Below are 17936 nucleotides of genomic sequence, written 5' to 3' on the forward strand. Positions count from 1 at the left end.
AATAATTCGGCATTATACATATTTAGTTAACGAGGAATAGACAGTTAATCAGCGCAGAATAGGGAGTTGGTTAGTTGTGAATCAACGTTGGTGAGCGTTGAATCTACAGTTAGTTCTGAATATATCGTTTTCTCTGAGCACATAATTGGTGCAGGTCTACCCCTTTTGGGTAGTTAAAATGTGTCATATTTCAGTCGCTTACGTCAATAAAACGTTGTTGCACGTGTTTTTGGTATCGTTAGGTCACTTAGCTAACAGTTTTATCGGTAAATCAATGAGTTTTGTAAGGTTAAATGTTACCTTCATCGCATCGCGATCTGTGTGGCACGGTAATTGATGCACATTGATCAAGTTGAATAATTATACAGTCACAATTGAGGTGCATCTTATTAAGGATGTGCGAGTTAGATGACTGAAAATATTTGTTAGCTGCTAGGAAATAAAAATGAAATTAACTGATATGTCTTTTAAGCAAAAAATCATCGCTTTGCTTATTTTACCGATCTTAGGGTTTCTCTGGCTTAGCGTTTCTGCGATTTCAAAAGGCGTAGAAACCACCAGTGAATTGTCTTCATTAAACCAACTTACCCGTTTGTCGGTTGTGTACAGTGAACTTGTGCATGAGTTACAAAAAGAGCGTGGAATGACGGCTGGGTTTATCGGCTCACAGGGCACTAAGTTTGTCAGTGAACTACGTGCACAAAGAGCCAGTGCAGATAATAGACGTAATCTGAAAACGGAATACTGGCAATCTGCTGAAATCGATTTACCGCAGATCACTCGGCTGAACACTGAAATAAGCCAAAGCCTAAATCAAATTACTTCTATTCGAAATCGAGTGGATTCTCAATCGATTCCTCTGTCTGAAGCTTTGGGTTACTACACCAAACTTAATGCAAAGCTGCTGAGCGTATCGGCGTTAATTGCTGAGCTTAGCTCTGATGCTGCCATCACCACAGAAACCATCGCTTACTACAACTTTTTACAAGGTAAAGAGCGAGCGGGTATCGAGCGTGCGGTTCTCAACAACACCTTCTCAAAAAATGAATTTGGCCCAGGCATGTTGGTTAAATTCATCTCTTTGGTGACTGAGCAAAATACCTACTTCTCAAACTTTGAGGTATTGAGCAACCCAGCTAACGTTCGTTTCTTTGAACAGCAATTGAATGATCGTTCGGTGGCAGAAGTAGAAAAGCTTCGTGGTTTGGCTGAATCTAAGATGAGCGGTTTTGATGTTGATCCTGTGTACTGGTTCTCGCAATCTACCGCTCGTATTGTTCAGCTAAAGAAAACAGAAAACCACCTAGCAGAGTCACTTATCGCACTGACAGAGAAAAAAATGTCACAGGCGCAGTCTGCGATGATGATGAGTATTGGTCTGTTTGCTTTGATAACCTTGTTCGCGACCTTCGTGAGCTATAAGGCGATCAGCGACCTGACGATGAGAGTAAAAGATCTTACAGTGATGTTGTCTAAGGTTCGTAATGACAACGACTTAACAGTTCGCGCTAAGTTCGTTGGCAACAGTGAGCTTGGACTGATCTCTTCGGCACTCAACGAAACCCTAGAGAAGTTTTCAAACGTTATCGACAACTTGTCTCAATCGAGTTTGACCTTGGCTTCTGCCGCTGAAGAAACCTCACAAACCTGTCACTACAATTCGAACACGCTAGTGCAACAACAAGACCAAATTGGCTTGGTTGCGACGGCGACAGAAGAGTTATCAGCAACGGTAAATGAGGTGGCGGCGAAAACACAGCAGACAGCAAGCTCTGCTAAAATGGTCGAGGAGCAGTCGCAAGAAGGTCTGAACACAGTCCAAGACTCTTACCACTCGATCGAGAAACTGGCATCTGAAATTAATGACCTCGCTGAAAAGATCACGCACCTACATGAAAGCAGCAACAACATTAACAGTGTGATTGATGTGATTAAGTCGGTAGCAGAACAAACCAACTTACTTGCGTTGAACGCGGCAATTGAAGCGGCTCGTGCGGGTGAGCAAGGCCGTGGTTTCGCCGTCGTCGCCGATGAAGTTCGCACGCTAGCACAGCGTACTCAACAGTCGACAGCTGAAATTGAAGGTTTCATCAGCTCGCTACAGTCTGATGTGCAAACCGCATTTAATGTGATTGATAACAGCCAGAAGATGTCGTCTAAAGCGGTTGAGGATTCAAAAGAGGTGGAGCACACCTTACAAGGAATCTCAGCATCGGTAAGCGAGATCTTTAGCATGACTGAGCAGATCGCGACCGCAACCGAAGAGCAAGCGGTAGTGACTCAAGACATTGCTCAGAACGTAATGGCAGTAGAGCAGAAGTCGACAGAATCTACGACAGGTGCAACGCAAATAGCTGCAACAGCCAAAGAACAAGCTCAGCTAGCAGCTTCATTGAAAGATATTGCGAGTACGTTTAAGAGCTAACTAGCAAGCACTCCAATAAGAAGTAAAAAGCCCGTTAGTCTCTATTTTTAATAGCAGGACTAACGGGCTTTTTGTATCTACTGCCTTCTAAATAGCAACAGATAGTCCATTCGATTGGGATCTAACCCATAAACCAAGACACGAAAATCAAAGCGCCAAAACCGAATGTTGCCATTAGTGCCGTGTCGCCGCCGGCTGCTGTGTAGCTGCCTTCGGTTTGTAGGTGAGGGAAGTCAGGTCTACGAACCTTAACTACCATTGCGAGTGGGCCCCAGATAGCTAGGAACACCAGTACCATACCTGCGTAGTCCAGCATGCTGACAAACTGGCTAGCGAACAGCTCTGCTAATACCAAAGGTAAGATGAAGGTCAACGCATAAGCCAACGCTTTGTTGTTGGTCACCGCATCTTTGTTTTGGTCGTAAAGCGCCATCGACACGCCGAGGAAAGAAGTCACCAAGGCTAGAGCAGAGAACAGAGCGATCACTACTTTCAACCAAGCAGATTGGCCGCTGAACGCAGATATCAACTCAGAGATATTGTGGAACTGGCTGATCGCGTCTGTGCCGAGGTTGCCGATAATCGCGAATAACCAAGTCAGGTAGCAAATTAATGGAATCACTGAGCCAAGCAGAATCATATTGCGGATCTGCTTTTGAGTCGCTTCACGGTTGTAGATAACCAGTGACGGGATCACCACCATAGAGGCAAAGCTAGTAAAGATAACTGCGCTGTATTGCACTACGTCGTTGGCCGTGTATTGGCTGGTTTGAGTTAGGTAATCAAGGCGAATGTTGCTAAACAAGGATGCAATAACGATAAACAACATCACGACCATCAAGATGAATAGCCCGCGATTCAGTTTGTCGATATAAGACTTGCCCGAAACGACGATAGCGCCCATCAATAGGCTGAAAATGGTATACGCAACGGATGCTGATACATCGATACCAACGTCGAGCAGTAGCTTATGAATGATGTCACCGACACCCAAGATATAAGCGATCAACATGCATACTAGCAGCAGGTAAAAGAGTGCATTGATAAAGTGTTTACCTTTGCTGCCCAGAGTGAGGTAAGCAACACTGCTCATGCCACTGTTGTCTTTAGTTTTAGTGCATGCTTCTGCCAGGAGGAGTGCAGAGTATGTGGTGCCGATAAAGATAAGTAGCATCAGCACTGAGCTGATCATGAAGCCAAATTGGGCCAACACCATGGGAATAGCGAGCATGCCAGCCCCTAATGCAGTTCCTGACAGAATCAAAGAACTGCCGAATAATTTCATATTCAAGAAAAACAACCTCAAGCGATCCAATTAAATTTTGTTTGGATTGTAAATAATTGTTTCCAAGACTAACAAAATACTCAGTAAAGTTAGGGGTTAATTTCTAATAAATTTTGAATTTTTCTAAAAAATTTAAGCAGGAATTTCTGGTGTATATGTGTGGTTGATTTAAGTATTCACTCGGTGAGTTTATTTATCGTTTAGTTAACGTTCGTCCATTATTGAATGATTTAGAAATTGGCAAAATTCAGTTAAAAAGAAGTATGTTTATGAGCTAATTGTTTTCAATTCATCAAGTTTAATACTTCTCCTTTCCTGAATCCCGTTCAGGCAATGTCGATGACTAACCGTTCTATGGGTAAAAGACACGCTCAGATCGCTTTATCAATTTGAAGGTAAATAGGTAAAGAACGAGAAAAGTGTCGAAAATTCTGTTGACCTGACTACAACTTCATAGTTTATCTTTACTACTGAAATGAGGGAGAAGTGGATGTATCGCATATCTGAATTAGCGGAGCTCGTTGGCCTGAGCCGTTCAACGCTTTTGTACTATGGAAAGTTGGGTTTGATAGAAGCTCAACGCACCAATAATGGTTATCGAAGTTATTCCGAACGCGACTTGCAGCGTGTGAAATTGTTGCAGCAGTTACAAGCGGGTGGACTGACGTTGAAAGAGTGTCAGGCGTGTTTGGATGCCAAGGTTGACCGCTCCTTGTTACAAAACCGACTCGAACAATTGGACGAAGAGATCGCTCAGAAACAGCGTTCGAGAGATCTTTTATCGGCCTTGTTAGGCGAGAGTGGTTTGCAAGATTGGCATGAATCGATGGACAAGGTGGCGCCTGATGCGCATCTCGATTGGCTCATTAAGCAAGGCTTTGATGAGAAGCAAGCACTGCGACTGAAATGGCTTTCAAAAGACATGAACGATCATGACCAGTACATGGCGGATTTTGAGGTGATCTTTGAGGGTTTACAGCGTTTAGGGCCAGGAACAGCGGAAGATACTTTAGCGGCGTTGGTACACGTTTCGGTTTCTCCTAAACGTGTGCTTGAGATCGGTTGTGGTAAAGGTATTGCCACCTCTGTGTTAGCGAAAGCCTTAGTAGAACATCAAGTGGATGTGCAAATAACGGCGGTAGATAATGATCAACCGAGTTTAGATGTTCTGACTCAGCAAGCACAGGTTCTTGGCTTAGAAAGCAACGTCAAAACCGTATGCGCGAGCATGATGGATCTGCCGTTTGAAGCTAAGTCGTTTGACCTAATTTGGTCGGAAGGCAGCGCTTACATCATGGGTGTTGAAAAGGCGCTAAAGCAGTGGCGAAATTTACTCAGTGATGACGGCATATTGGTCGTTAATGATTTGGTGTGGAATACCGAACAACCTAACGAATCGAGCAAAGCGTTCTGGCAAAAAGAGTATCCAGACATGACGACGGTATCCGAGCGAATTAAACAGGCACAAGCTGCGGGTTATGAAGTCTTGGAGCACTTTGCACTGAGCGATGCTGGTTGGCTTGCGTATTACCAGCCCTTTCAAAAGCGAGTAGAAGCGCTTAAAGCAACGATGCCGAACTCAAAAGCGCTCGTAGATTGCGACAATGAAGTTAAACAATTTTTCGATAGCAACACATCAAAGAACGGCTTGGGTCAACAGCCTTCGAAAGGTTCTGAACAACGTGATTTTGATTATCAGTTCTTTGTGCTCAAGAAATTAAAGTAAGTGAGTAACACCATGAAATTTAGACAATATAATTCAAGCGAAATCGAAACGATCACTCAAGTTTTCACTCAAACCTTTACGGATTCAGAAGGCGAGAACGAAGGTAAAACCGTGGGTATGCTTGCCAACGACCTTTTAACGACTACAGCCCCGACAGAGCTACTTTGCTTTGTCGCTGAAGACGATTCTAGTGAGTCGGATGTGGATAGCACGATTGTGGGTGCGATTATCTTTACGCCGCTTTCATTTGATGATGAAACCAAGGCATATTTGCTTTCGCCAGTGGCGGTGAGCACTCAGATGCAAAAGCGTGGTATTGGTCAGCGCCTGATTAACTTCGGTTTGCAGTTTCTAAAAGAGCAGGGTATTGAGCTTGCAGTGACGTACGGTGATCCTGACTACTATTCAAAAGTGGGCTTTGGGCAAATTACCGTTGAGCAGGTCCCAGCGCCCTTTGAATTGAGTTTCCCTCACGGTTGGTTGGCTCAATTGTTAACTGGTGGTGAAATCAAAGTAACAAGTGGCAAGTCGAGTTGTGTTAAAGGCTTGGCTCACGCAGAATATTGGTAGCCGCTTGCAAAAAAATTGAGAAAAAGAGAAAGCCCATCAGGTGTTTGCCTGTTGGGCTTTCTTGTTATGAACGAAGACATTCTTCAGGCTTCAATGTATAAATTGAACAACTGTTCAAAATAACACTTGAACGATCGTTCTTGTTTGATCTATATTGTTTTTACACCAACGGAGAACATTCATTAATTGCTCCGTGATTGAATAACTTTAGAACCGAAAATTGATAGGGATAGAGCAATGAGCAACTTCAAAATTCACTCAGTAGAATCCGCGCCAGAGCAAAGCCAACCTATTCTTGAGGGCGCTAAAAAGCAGATGGGCAGAGTGCCGGGCTTGTTTGGTGTGTTGGCTGAATCTCCAAACACACTTAAGGCTTACACTCAGCTTCATCAGGCGTTTAGTGACTCATCTTTCGATGCTGAAGAGCTAACGGTTGTTTGGCAAACCATCAACGTTGAACACGAATGCCACTACTGCGTTCCTGCACACACTGGCATTGCACATTCAATGAAGGTTGATCCTGCAATTACCGAAGCACTGCGTAATCGCACGGCTTTACCCACTGAAAAGCTGCAAGCACTGCATGATTTTACGCTGAGCATGGTACGTAACCGCGGCAATGTGCCTGAAAGTGAAATGGCAGCATTCTTCGACGCGGGCTACGGTCAACAACAAGTGCTAGAAGTGATTCTTGGCCTGTCTCAGAAAGTGATCAGTAATTACGTAAACCACGTTGCTAAAACGCCAGTCGACAAAGTTTTTGAACAGTTCGCTTGGCAAGGGTAATCGTATTTAACTAACCATCGTATTTAAGCAACTCAAGATATGATAATGATGAAAGCCCCACTCTTCACAGAATGGGGCTTTGTTGTTTTGGTCTAAATGGTAATTAGAAAGGTAACCTAACGCACGTGCTTAGCGATTATCTTCGCTAGTGTTACAACCCCTTCTTTCCACTCTTTGCTCTCTTCAATATTGGCGACAGTGAAGCGCAGGCAATGTTTATATTGGTCGTTGGTGCCAAATACTGTTCCGGGTAAGATCCCGAGCTTATGCTTTAAACAGTCTTGATAGACCGCGTAGCTATCGACCGATTCAGGCAGTGTTATCCAGTTTAAAAAAGAGCCTTCCGGTTTTGATAGGTGGTATTGCCCGACAAGGTGTGGGTGGCTATCTAGTGCTTGTATTAACAGGCTTTGGAATTGCTTTTGGTTGGTTTGGTAGAGCCGTTTCATTTTGGATAAGTGGCTGCGATATTTACCGGTAGTGAGGAATTGCCCTACCGCGGATTGCATCAGGTTTGAGCTGCCCATGTTGTCGCATAAAAGGTACTTTTCGACTAAAGGTTGGTAGCGCCCCGACAATAACCAACCGATTCGCAAGCGTGAGTCTAAGGTTTTAGACAGTGAGTTGACGTAGATGACTCTATCTTGGTCATCAAGCTCTTTGAGGCTAGCGATTGGTGTATCGAACGCCAAGCTACCGAACACATCGTCTTCGATAATTGGTAAAGATCCGGTGATCTCCAGTAATGCTTTTCGATTCGCCAATGGCATTCTTGAGCCGGTTGGGTTAGTAAAGTTTGGCGTTAGCAGTAAGGTTTTTACTTCCCATTTGTCCAACGCGCTCTGCAGTGATGGAATGTCAATGCCATGGCTAACACTGCTCGGGATTTCTAAAGCTTGCAAGCCAAGTGATTCGAGCAACAATAAATTACCGAAGTAACAAGGTGACTCGACTGCCACGATGTCACCCGGTTTGGTGAGCGCACGTAGTGCCAAACTGATCGCCTGTTGAGCACCATGAGTAATCGCAATCTCTTTGGATCCCGCAGGTACGCCAAGATCATGGGTGATCTTTAACAATTGCTTTACTAATTGCTCGTCGCCAGGAGGCAGTTGGTAATAACCGGGAAGCTGAGTTTGCAAACGGCTATGGCGACCGATTTCGGCATACAAGCTACGAATCGCTGGATTGTTGATGTTCGGGTGCGCGGAGCCTGCCAACAGTTTTAGGCGACCTTTTGGACGAGAGAGTACCGATTTGGTGACAGACAACAGATCGACTTTTTGAGGTTGGCTTGATGCATCCCAGCTGGTGGTGTTCGGTGCTTTCACGCGATAGCCAGATTTAGGTACTGAATAAACCCAGCCTGTGGCTTCCAGTTCTTGATAGGCGCGAATTACGGTATTTTTGCTTACGCCAAGCTGTTCGCTTAACTGGCGGATCGAGGGAAGGCGATCGTCTGGATGAAAGAGCCCCTTATCGATCTGAGCCTTAATATGTTGTTCGGTAGCAAGGTATTTATTGCCGCTGAGTTCTGCTTCCACGTGTTTCTCCCTCGTTGCACACTCTCAATCTGTAACCATTTAAAGTGTTATATCTGTATCTTTATTAGTTATCTGTACCCAACTAAGGTAACAGCATTGATGAAGAGTTGACCAGAGGCTTGTAATGCTGATTAAAATGATTCCGTTTGTGTTTGTAATATTGTGGTCGTCAGGTTTTGTCGGCGCACGTCTTGGTGTTGAATATGCCGAACCCGCAACATTACTTTCATTGAGGATGGTAGCCAACGTGGCGCTGTTCTTGGTTTTGATTGCAATCATTAAGCGTCGTATTCCTCGTGGTCGAGCATTCTTCCACGCAAGTGTGGTTGGCATCTTGATTCATGGTTTCTACCTTGGTGGCACCTATCTGGCGATTGATATAGGTATGCCCGCCGGGTTGAGTTCTCTACTTGTTGGCTTACAACCGATTCTTACCGCATTGATTATGATCAGCTGTACTTCTCAGCGTTTTAATTTTGCACAGTGGTTGGGGTTAGCGCTTGGTTTTGCGGGTATTAGTTTGGTGTTGATGGGCAATATTGAATGGCAGTCAGACGACCAAAAAGGCTTGGCAACGTTATTGTGTTTGGTTTCTTTGGTGGGTATTACCTGCGGCACTTTGTATCAGAAGCGCTTCTGTCAGGGGACAGATATGGTCGGCGGTGCGATGGTGCAATATTTGGCTTCTGCCGCGTTGTTTCTGCCGTTCGCAATGCGTTACGAAACTATGCAAGTAAACTGGACGATAGAATTCACGTTGACTCTAATTTGGCTGGTGGTCGTTCTGTCTTGTGTTGCCATCCTATTGTTGCTTTACATGGTAGAGCACGGTGCATCTTCAAGTGTGGCTTCGGTCTTTTACTTGGTGCCACCGACGACAGCAATCCAAGCGTGGCTTATTTTCGGTGAATCATTCGATATCTATGGTGCAATGGGCTTTGCGTTGTCGGCAGCTGCAGTTTATTTGGTGGTGAGGAAGCCAGAATGGATTAAGGCTCGCAGTCGAACAGTGTTAGAGCGGTAGTTTGTATACCAAAACTCATCCTACTAAAAATCGATGACTAGAAACAAAAAAGAGCCTGAATATTCAGGCTCTTTCTATATAAAATATTGGCTAGCGACTTTTGATTAGCGTTTCATCAAACAAGCGTAAGCCGTTGTAAACGGTGCTTCTTGGTATTGCTTAAGGCCGGTCTCTTTGAACTTCATCATAAGAGGGTTGCGCTTAAGGCTTTCTTTGATTTCAGCTGGAGACACAACGGTTACATCTAGGCCGTCGATTAGCTGAATTGCTGCTTCAAGTTTGAAGCCGAAACCACCGCCAGCAAATTTGCCTTTAGTCTGACGTTGGCGAATTACAACTTTTTCTACTTGGTAATCTTCCATTAACTTTGCAAAAGAGAATTGAAAGTCTTTCATATTCTGTGTGTCGTTTGCGTCGCTAATCGCAACCTTAGAAACTCGGCAATCAGGAATGTTAAATACGCCGTCTGACAGAGAAAGAAGACAGATGACTGCATCGTTACCTTTGATTTCAACACCACAAATTTTCATGTTCTTACCTACTTATTTTAGAGCCCTACATTATGGTGTTATTTCTAACACTTCTCCAGTATTTGCGCGTATCAGCAGCAAATAAGTCTAAATCAGAGAGTATTTTAGTCGCCGAAAGTTAACCTTTGATTGAAAAAACATCACACGAATTTACGGTATCGTTTTCTATGAGATGAAGCTCACAAAAGCTTAGCGGGATTTTATATGTGTGCTGTATATTGCGCGCGCATCCCTATTTGAAGTGTGGTTATTAATCCCAATGAATATCAATAATCTTTCGATTAAGAGTAAAATCGCGATCCCGCTGTTGGTGATTGTGATTGTTTTTTCTACCGTTACTGTGCTCAACGTTATCAGATCAAATGCTCAAGCTGCGATTAATAATGAGCTCAATAATGTGGTTCAGCCCGTGTTAGACAATTTGGAAGATGGGTATCGTGACATTTATCAAGTTATCGCTTCTGCTCAAGGTCTGTTGCTTGCTAAAGACCAAGCGGCGATCGAGTACCAAAAGTTTGAATTTAAAGACAACGCTTACAAAGCGGTTCCTCGTTTTCAAAGTGTCGAAACCTTGTATCAAGCGGGCGTGTTGGATCCATCTTCACGTGGCGAGTTAGCAAAGCTTGTTAACGCGATGAGCAAGTGGGTGGCACTGCACGAGCCAATGTTCGCTGATCCAGCAAACGCAGACCAATACAATATTGATTACTCGCCAGCGCTTGACGCAGAGTTTGCGATCATTCGTACTCAACTGCGCGATATCCGAACTCTGATCGAACTGAAGCAGAAAGAGCTTCGCCAGCAAGCCGATGACTCTATTGAATCGAGTAAGTTGATCATTGAAGTGGGTATGGCGGTTGCTGTTTTCGCTGCACTTTTCGCGATGTGGTTATCGAATCGCTTTATCGTTCAGCCAATCCAGAACGTAGAGAAAGCGATGAATGAGATCGCATCGGGTGACGGTAACTTGTCTCAGCGTATGAAGGTCGAAGGTAATGACGAGATCGCTCGTTTGAGTTCTGCGTTCAACCAGTTTGTTGGCAAGATCCATGTCACCGTGGAGCAAGTTATTCTCACATCGAACGCAGTACGTGGCGAGATGGAAAACATCAAATCACTCACGCAAAGTGTTGCTGAATTCTCGTCGAATCAACAGCGAGAAAGTGAAGTGGTCGCGGCTGCAGTTCATGAAATGCAAGCAACCAGTGAAGTGGTGAGTGGTAACGCATTAGATGCGGCAACCGCAAGTAACGTTGCAAACCATGAAGTGGAATCGGCAGATACCACGCTTGGCTTGACCGTGACTTCGATTGAACGCCTTGCGCAAGATATTGAGAACGCGGGTGGTGTAGTTCAAGAACTGGACACAGATGTGAAGAACATCGCCTCAATCCTTGGTGTGATCAAAGGTATTGCAGAACAAACTAACCTATTGGCATTAAATGCTGCGATTGAAGCAGCACGTGCCGGTGAACAAGGTCGTGGCTTTGCGGTTGTAGCTGATGAAGTTCGTGCGCTTGCAAGTAAAACTCAAGACAGCACTGGCGAAATCCAATCAATGATTGAACGCTTAGAAGTGGGGGCTAAACATGCGGTTGGCGTGATGACTGAAAGCAAAGTGAGTGGCGAGAAAACCATTGTTCAAGCAGGAACTGCAGCGTCTTCATTGAGTGAGATTCGTAACTCAATTGGCAAGATGAATGACATGAACACACAAATTGCTACGGCGGCTTCGCAACAGTCTCAAGTGTCTGAAGAAGTGAATAAGAATGTTCAACGCATCGCTGAAAGCACCATGCAAATGGTTGAGATGGCAAGCAGCGCAGAAAATGCATGTATGGCATTGGCTGAACAGTGTGAAGCGCTAGATAGCCTTGTGTCTCAGTTTGAAGTGTAATTTTCAAAATTAGACAGACGAATATGAGCTGATAATGGTTGCTCGTATTGAGTCCCATTAATCAGCGGTGAACGACAAAAAAGCCCGCACTCTATGAGTGCGGGCTTTCTTTTTGACTAGGTGATCAGTCTTTTGACTAGGTGATCAGTTTTTAGACCTGATCAATCATTCGGTGTTAGCTGCTGCGACCGTCTTTGTATGTGTAACGGTAGTCCACTTTTACGTTCGCTTGGTAGTGGATGTCGCCGTTCATGTTAGTGATCTTTTTCACTTCCATATTTGCATCATCAATCTTGAACGAATCGTATTTGGTTGTCTGTTGGAACTGTGGCAGTTCTCTTGAAAGCTCAAAAGGTGTTTTTGCGCGTAACTCATCCATAAGGTTGGTGCCTGCATCGTATGCTTCGACTTCACTAGCATATGTGTCAGATTTTAGCGTTGTTTCTTGAATTGTTGTTTTAGTTGCTGCAAACGCAGTGGTGCTGAGTACAAGAGTTGATGCAAGTATGATTAACTTCTTCAAAGGGATACCTTACTTTGTTGTACCAGTGTTTTAGAGATTCTCACCCTAGCAATAGGGGATGAGGTTAATGTTAGGACAAAAATATGGTTCTGTAAGGGAATGACTATAGGTGCCGAAGATTAATGCACAGCGCATATCAAGCAAGGTGACACTGATATCTAACTTCAATACACTGTATGGGTAACCAAAGTTCAGCATAAGGTAAAGGCATGGCCAATTGGGAAGGGGTAAGTGAGTTTGTTGCAGTGGCAGAGCGTGAAAGCTTTACTGGTGCGGCGCAGAAGCTCGCTACGTCGGTGGCTCAAATCAGTCGTAGAGTAGCAAACCTCGAAGAACGACTCGCAGTGAAACTGCTCAATCGAACGACTCGAAAGGTGTCTCTTACAGAGGCTGGGCAACTCTATTACCAACAATGTAAGTTGTTGGTCGAAGGTTTAGAAATTGCTGAGCTTGCGGTCACGCAGATGCAATCCACACCCAAAGGCTTACTGAAAGTCACCGCGCCTGTGACTTATGGTGAGCGCCAACTCGCCCCAATACTGCATCAATTCTTAAAGCTTCACCCGCAAGTAGAGCTTGAGCTGATGCTGACCAATCAAAAGCTCGATCTTATCGATTCGGGTGTTGATGTTGCGATTCGTCTTGGCCGCTTGGAAGACTCAAGCCTTGTGGCAAAGAGGCTGTCTCAACGCCAACTTTATGTATGTGCAAGCCCTGAATATATTGAACGTTATGGCGAGCCGCATACATTATCAGAATTAAATAATCACCAATGTTTAGTCGGTGGATTTGAACATTGGCGTTTCAAAGAAAATAGACGCCCTCGCTCAGTTCGTGTTAACGGACGCATTAAGTGCAACAGTGGTTTAGCCTTGTTAGACGCAGCTAAGCAGAGCATTGGCTTGGTGCAGTTGCCGGAATACTATGTGAGTGAAGACCTTGATTCTGGTGAGTTGGTTGAGGTGCTGTCCGATTATCGAGATGACAAAGAAGGGATCTGGGCGCTTTATCCTCAGAACCGCAACTTATCTTCAAAGGTTCGCCTGCTGGTGGACTTCCTTTCTGAGCAATTGGATTAGTGTATGGCTTAAAACCTCCACCGATAAAAACGGGCTTCAGAATAGAGATTCTGAAGCCCGACGTGTTTTAGGATTAATTATCGTTTGATTACGGCTTAACTAGACCGAAAATGTATTAGACGGTGAAGCGATCCACCAAGTGATACAGCTCATTTGCACGACTGTTGAGGTTTTGGCTACCTGTACGGTTTTGATTCGCGAGTTCTGCCGATTGTGAGCTTTGGTCAGAAATCACCACGATGCGTTGAGATATTTCTTGTCCTACAATATTTTGCTGTTCAGTGGCTGTCGCAATAAGCGAGTTCATGTCCATGATGGTATCAATCGACGCTTGGATCTTCGCCAGTGCTTTGGCTGCGGCATTCGCTTCTTCCACGGTTTGCGCACTTCGGTTTTGACTTGAATCCATCGCTTTCACAGCAGCATCTGAGGCAGCTTTAAGTTGCTCAATCATCTTGTGAATGTCGCCAGTGCTTTCTTGAGTGCGGCTTGCCAGTTTACGAACCTCATCGGCAACCACAGCAAACCCACGACCTTGTTCGCCTGCACGTGCAGCTTCAATCGCGGCATTCAACGCGAGTAGGTTAGTTTGCTCGGCAATGTCTTGGATGACCGCCAACGAAGAGGAGATATTCTGCACATCACCTTCTAAACGAGACACGACAGTGTTGGCTTCTGATACTTCGCTCGCTAGGCCTGCCACCGAATCTGCAGCAGCGTTTACTATCTGTTGCGCTTCTTTGGCATTGCCCTCTGCAAGCTTTGCGGAATCCGCCGCTTGGCTAGCGTTGCTAGAGATTTCTTGAGCCGTTGTGGTCATCTCAGTCATCGCTGTTGCAACTTGTTCTGTCTCTTCACGTTGCCCTGTAGCAATCACGTCGACCTGCGCAGCGCGAGAAGACATGCTAGATGTCTCGGCTACGACTTGCTGACCGACATCACTTACGCTGCGAATGATGGTTTGCAGGCTTGCCACAAAGGCATTGAAGTTCTCGCTGAGCTTAGTGAACTCTGGCGCTTTGAAGGTTTCCATTCGAGCGGTTAAGTCAGCTTCGCCACTCGCGAATGCGCTGATTGAACGGTCAAACTGCTCAAGTGGCTTCATAATTGTTCGGTTAACTGCTACTGCAAACACGGCAACCACAAGGGCGATTAATCCACAGAAAATAGCGATGGCAGTCAGTGAGCTTTGTAGTGCAGCGTTCGAGCTCTCTTTCATTTCTGCAATGACCGCATCGATGTCGTCAGTATAAAACCCCGTACCAAGCATTAAGTCCCACTGCGGAATGAATATCGAGTAGCTGAGTTTTGGTAGGGCTTCAGATTGACCAAGTTTAGGAAAGTAGTAGGTGGTGAATTCGCCAAGCTTCGAGTTCTTGATTAGGTCGCGAATCAGGTAGTTGCCTTTTTTGTCTTGTAGGTCGTAATAGTTTTTACCAATGCCATCGTTATTTTGTCCAACAACCACTCGAACGCCTTTAGAGTCGTAGCCAAAGATGTAGCCAGACTCGCCATATTCGAGTGTTCTTAATGTCGGTAAGGCTTCTTCTAATGTTGCACCTCTTTCCAAGAACGGGCTGATAGAAGATTGAGCCATTTGCAGATACGCTTTGAGTTCCTTTTCTTTCATCGCCATCATATTGCTACGCGTCGATTCTACTTGTTGTGCGGTTAGCTCGGTACTCTTCATATACGTCACGCTCATCATCCCGATTGCCATCAATAGCAGTGGAATGAAAGAGAGAATATAAAGGCGGTTTTTGATGGTTAGGGTCATGTCACGCTTCCTGTGTGATTATCTCATGCAATTTTCAACACATTATTAATGTGGTTTTAAAATGTAAATGGACTTGTTGTTGAATTGTTATCCAGAAATGTTTTTGTTTTATAAACATGATGGCGGTTAGGTTTTTGACGTTAGAAGCCTTGCAACTAGGGGCTTAATGATAAAAAGAGCGGTTTGTTACGATGCTTTTGAATTTGGCGCTGCTTTGGTAGAATGCGACGCTTTGTAGCACCCTGCTATGTCTATTCGTTAAGTGAGAAAGATTCATGAACAAAAGCCATGTGACTATTGGTTTAACTAACCCAAAGAGCCCGACAAACGTTGGTGCTGTTATGCGCGCGGCTGGTTGTTACCAAGTCGACGAAGTTAAATACACAGGGCAACGCTACGAAAAAGCCGCTAAATTTCATACCGATACCAAGAGTGCTGCGCGTACTATCCCACTAACGGGTGTCGAGTCGTTTTTGGATAACCTTGATTCAGAAACGAAAATTGTTTGTGTAGAACTCGCTGAGGGTGCAACACCACTGCCGCGTTTTAAACACCCAGAAAATGCCATCTATATCTTTGGCCCTGAAGACGGTTCTATTTCTCAAGATGTCGCCGACAGAGCAGATCATGTTGTTTATGTACCAACAGTAGGCTGCATGAACTTGGCTGCGACAGTTAACGTGCTGCTTTATGATCGCCTTGCTAAGTCAGATGAAATGGACGAGAGCAACGAGCTGATTAAGAAAAGCCGTGATAACCGTAACCATCTGCTAATCAAAGAAAAGTAATTCTCTGCTTCTAGTGTTATCTATCCCGTACGCAATCGGATATTATCTTGAGTTCATCATCAGATAATTGAAGGGTTAGATAACACCATGGAAGACAAGCAATTACTTGCCGCGCTACAGCAGCACTCTGTCCTCGATCTCTATCAGTTATTCCAAGAAGTTGGTCAAAACCGCTCTTTGTATGCATTACTAGAGAGGTTATCTTCCCTTAAAGAACATCATCAACTGAGTACTCGTCTTAGCCCTTTTAAGCCTCATATCGAAGGATTGCTAGCTCAATTTGATAGCGCCACGCCAGATAGCGAGATCCTCAAGGCAGTCGCTCTTCAGTCTGAGATTCAGCAACGAGGCCACAGTATGAGTCGTTACATCATGACATCAGATAACCATCGCCATTTTTCCCCAAGTGCAGACCTAGTCATGTTTGGTGATTCGATCACCGAATGGGCCCCGTGGGCGGATATCTTTCGCGATGTTTCGATGGTCAACCGTGGCTTAGCGGGTGACACCACAACTGGCATGTTGCGCCGTATTGATACCACGTTGAATGTGAAGCCAAAGCTGGTGTGTTTTATGGCAGGGATAAACGATTTAGCTCAGGGTTATGATGTCGACCATATCTACCAGAACTACATTGATATGCTTAAGGTGTGGCAAGAAAATGAGATTCGCATATTGGTGCAATCAACGCTTTATGTTGGCTCTAAACTGCAAGGTTTAAATCCGTCGGTTGAACTGCTCAATAGCAAGCTAAGCGAGTACTGTACACAGCAAGGCATTGCGTTCTTAGATGTGAATTCAGTATTGTCGCCTAATAAGCTGTTGTCGAACAAGTACTCGTGTGATGATCTGCATTTGAATGCGAAGGCTTATCAAACTTGGGCTGAGATACTTCAACCTACGATAGCTGAGCTACTAAAATAGACTCACGCAAAACGCTAGCTAGACCGATAAACAGCTTAGCTAATACAAGAAAAGCCAAACCCTAGATTTGTTTCGCGAACCATAAGGACATCAATGTGAACCTAAGACAATTGGAAGTCTTTTACGCCATTATGCAGACCGGAACCGTATCTGGAGCCGCGCGCAGCTTGCATGTGTCGCAACCAAACGTGACCCGTATTTTGGCGCACACGGAGCAACAACTTGGGTTTGGCTTATTCGAACGAGTTAAAGGGCGGTTGGTGCCAACGGTTGAGGCAAAAACCTTACTGCCAGAAGCGGAAAAGGTGTATCAGCAATTGGGGCAATTTCGATCTCTGACCAACAAAGTGAAGCAAGGCCATCAGCATTTACGCATTGGTGCGCCGCCGATACTGGCGACTAAATTACTAACTCAGGTAATAGCCCAAATGTATCGGGAACAAGAGCTCTCTTTTGAGTTGCTGACTGCAAACCGTGATGAGCTGTGTGCTGGGTTATTAAAGCATGAGCTTGATATTGCTATCGCGTTTGGCGATGAAGCACCGCCTGCGATATTACGTGAAACGCTATTAACCGAATCACTAAAGGCTTTGGTTCCTTCCAATACGGTTGATCATTTCCCCGCGGAATTAACGTTAGATGATCTGATCAATTATCCGCTGCCAATCATCGGGCTCGATAGCCGCGATCCATTAGGCCTCCTGTTACATCAACGCCTTATTGCACGTGAGCAGCATTATCACCACCCGATATCTGTACGTGGGTATAGCGCCGCTGCGGAACTGGTCAAGCACCAAGCGGGGTTTGCGATTGTTGATCCGTGGACGGCAGAGCAATATCAAAATGACGATGCGGTCTGTGTGTTGCCGCTTCAACCAGACATCCAATTTTCGGTATCGATGCTTTGCGCAGAGCACACCCCTCAGTCGATTTCCGTTAAGCAATTTATCGCTTCATTGAAAATCCATACTCACCCTATAACTTAAGGTTATAGGCTCGCCATAAATAGGCATTCGGCAGCTTCGAAGTTCTTAATTAAAGTAAACCCATACAAGGGC

The 17936-nt window shown here is 44.9% G+C and carries 15 protein-coding genes; 10 read left to right on the top strand and 5 right to left on the bottom strand.

The features are described from left to right. The first annotated feature begins 445 nt into the window (after nt 1-445). Entirely contained in the window at nt 446-2425 is a 1980-nt protein-coding gene (locus tag AB4371_RS20345) for a methyl-accepting chemotaxis protein (RefSeq protein ID WP_372150585.1), read from the top strand. 121 nt (nt 2426-2546) lie between these two features. Here AB4371_RS20345 and AB4371_RS20350 read toward each other — a convergent pair whose 3' ends face one another. Beyond that, nucleotides 2547-3710, bottom strand: a complete 1164-nt coding sequence (locus AB4371_RS20350; protein WP_050620073.1) for an amino acid permease — start codon at nt 3708-3710, stop codon at nt 2547-2549. Nucleotides 3711-4200: 490 nt separating this feature from the next. Here AB4371_RS20350 and AB4371_RS20355 point away from each other — a divergent pair, with 490 nt between their 5' ends. From AB4371_RS20355 to AB4371_RS20365, 3 genes are all read left to right on the top strand, one after another. Further along, on the top strand, nt 4201-5436 hold the full coding sequence (locus AB4371_RS20355; protein WP_372150586.1) for a MerR family transcriptional regulator: 1236 nt from the start codon (nt 4201-4203) through the stop codon (nt 5434-5436). Then, nucleotides 5437-6006, top strand: a complete 570-nt coding sequence (locus AB4371_RS20360; protein ID WP_372112843.1) for a GNAT family N-acetyltransferase — start codon at nt 5437-5439, stop codon at nt 6004-6006. A 237-nt stretch (nt 6007-6243) separates the two neighbouring features. Continuing rightward, nucleotides 6244-6792, top strand: coding sequence for a carboxymuconolactone decarboxylase family protein (locus tag AB4371_RS20365; protein ID WP_333911867.1), 549 nt, complete (start codon nt 6244-6246; stop codon nt 6790-6792). A 116-nt stretch (nt 6793-6908) separates the two neighbouring features. Here AB4371_RS20365 and AB4371_RS20370 read toward each other — a convergent pair whose 3' ends face one another. Further along, the gene (locus tag AB4371_RS20370) at nt 6909-8336 is read right to left on the bottom strand and encodes an aminotransferase class I/II-fold pyridoxal phosphate-dependent enzyme (RefSeq protein ID WP_171732861.1); all 1428 of its coding nucleotides are present in this window, start codon (nt 8334-8336) and stop codon (nt 6909-6911) included. Between the two features lie 124 nt (nt 8337-8460). Here AB4371_RS20370 and AB4371_RS20375 point away from each other — a divergent pair, with 124 nt between their 5' ends. Beyond that, on the top strand, nt 8461-9360 hold the full coding sequence (locus tag AB4371_RS20375) for a DMT family transporter (protein WP_372150587.1): 900 nt from the start codon (nt 8461-8463) through the stop codon (nt 9358-9360). Between the two features lie 104 nt (nt 9361-9464). Here AB4371_RS20375 and AB4371_RS20380 read toward each other — a convergent pair whose 3' ends face one another. Continuing rightward, nucleotides 9465-9890: a DUF3010 family protein gene (locus AB4371_RS20380; protein WP_017061669.1), complete on the bottom strand. Its 426-nt coding sequence runs from the start codon at nt 9888-9890 to the stop codon at nt 9465-9467. Nucleotides 9891-10149: 259 nt separating this feature from the next. On the opposite strand from AB4371_RS20380, the gene AB4371_RS20385 reads away from it, so the two are divergent. Continuing rightward, a complete protein-coding gene (locus AB4371_RS20385; RefSeq protein WP_050653247.1) occupies nt 10150-11787 on the top strand; it encodes a methyl-accepting chemotaxis protein in 1638 nt (545 codons plus the stop codon). A 175-nt stretch (nt 11788-11962) separates the two neighbouring features. On the opposite strand, the gene AB4371_RS20390 is transcribed toward AB4371_RS20385, so the two are convergent. Continuing rightward, the gene (locus AB4371_RS20390) at nt 11963-12310 is read right to left on the bottom strand and encodes a DUF3316 domain-containing protein (RefSeq protein ID WP_372150588.1); all 348 of its coding nucleotides are present in this window, start codon (nt 12308-12310) and stop codon (nt 11963-11965) included. Nucleotides 12311-12519: 209 nt separating this feature from the next. On the opposite strand from AB4371_RS20390, the gene AB4371_RS20395 reads away from it, so the two are divergent. Next, the gene (locus AB4371_RS20395) at nt 12520-13389 is read left to right on the top strand and encodes a LysR family transcriptional regulator (protein WP_017064933.1); all 870 of its coding nucleotides are present in this window, start codon (nt 12520-12522) and stop codon (nt 13387-13389) included. 115 nt (nt 13390-13504) lie between these two features. Here AB4371_RS20395 and AB4371_RS20400 read toward each other — a convergent pair whose 3' ends face one another. Further along, entirely contained in the window at nt 13505-15166 is a 1662-nt protein-coding gene (locus AB4371_RS20400; RefSeq protein WP_372105223.1) for a methyl-accepting chemotaxis protein, read from the bottom strand. 275 nt (nt 15167-15441) lie between these two features. On the opposite strand from AB4371_RS20400, the gene AB4371_RS20405 reads away from it, so the two are divergent. From AB4371_RS20405 to AB4371_RS20415, 3 genes are all read left to right on the top strand, one after another. After that, entirely contained in the window at nt 15442-15954 is a 513-nt protein-coding gene (locus AB4371_RS20405) for an RNA methyltransferase (protein WP_017111519.1), read from the top strand. Nucleotides 15955-16041: 87 nt separating this feature from the next. After that, nucleotides 16042-16878, top strand: coding sequence for an SGNH/GDSL hydrolase family protein (locus AB4371_RS20410; RefSeq protein ID WP_017061675.1), 837 nt, complete (start codon nt 16042-16044; stop codon nt 16876-16878). 95 nt (nt 16879-16973) lie between these two features. Next, nucleotides 16974-17864 (top strand): LysR family transcriptional regulator, encoded by an 891-nt coding sequence (locus AB4371_RS20415; protein ID WP_372150589.1) that lies wholly within the window; start codon nt 16974-16976, stop codon nt 17862-17864. The last annotated feature ends 72 nt before the right edge of the window (nt 17865-17936 follow it).

Source organism: Vibrio sp. 10N.261.51.A3 (assembly GCF_041471965.1).
Taxonomy (GTDB): domain Bacteria; phylum Pseudomonadota; class Gammaproteobacteria; order Enterobacterales; family Vibrionaceae; genus Vibrio; species Vibrio crassostreae_C.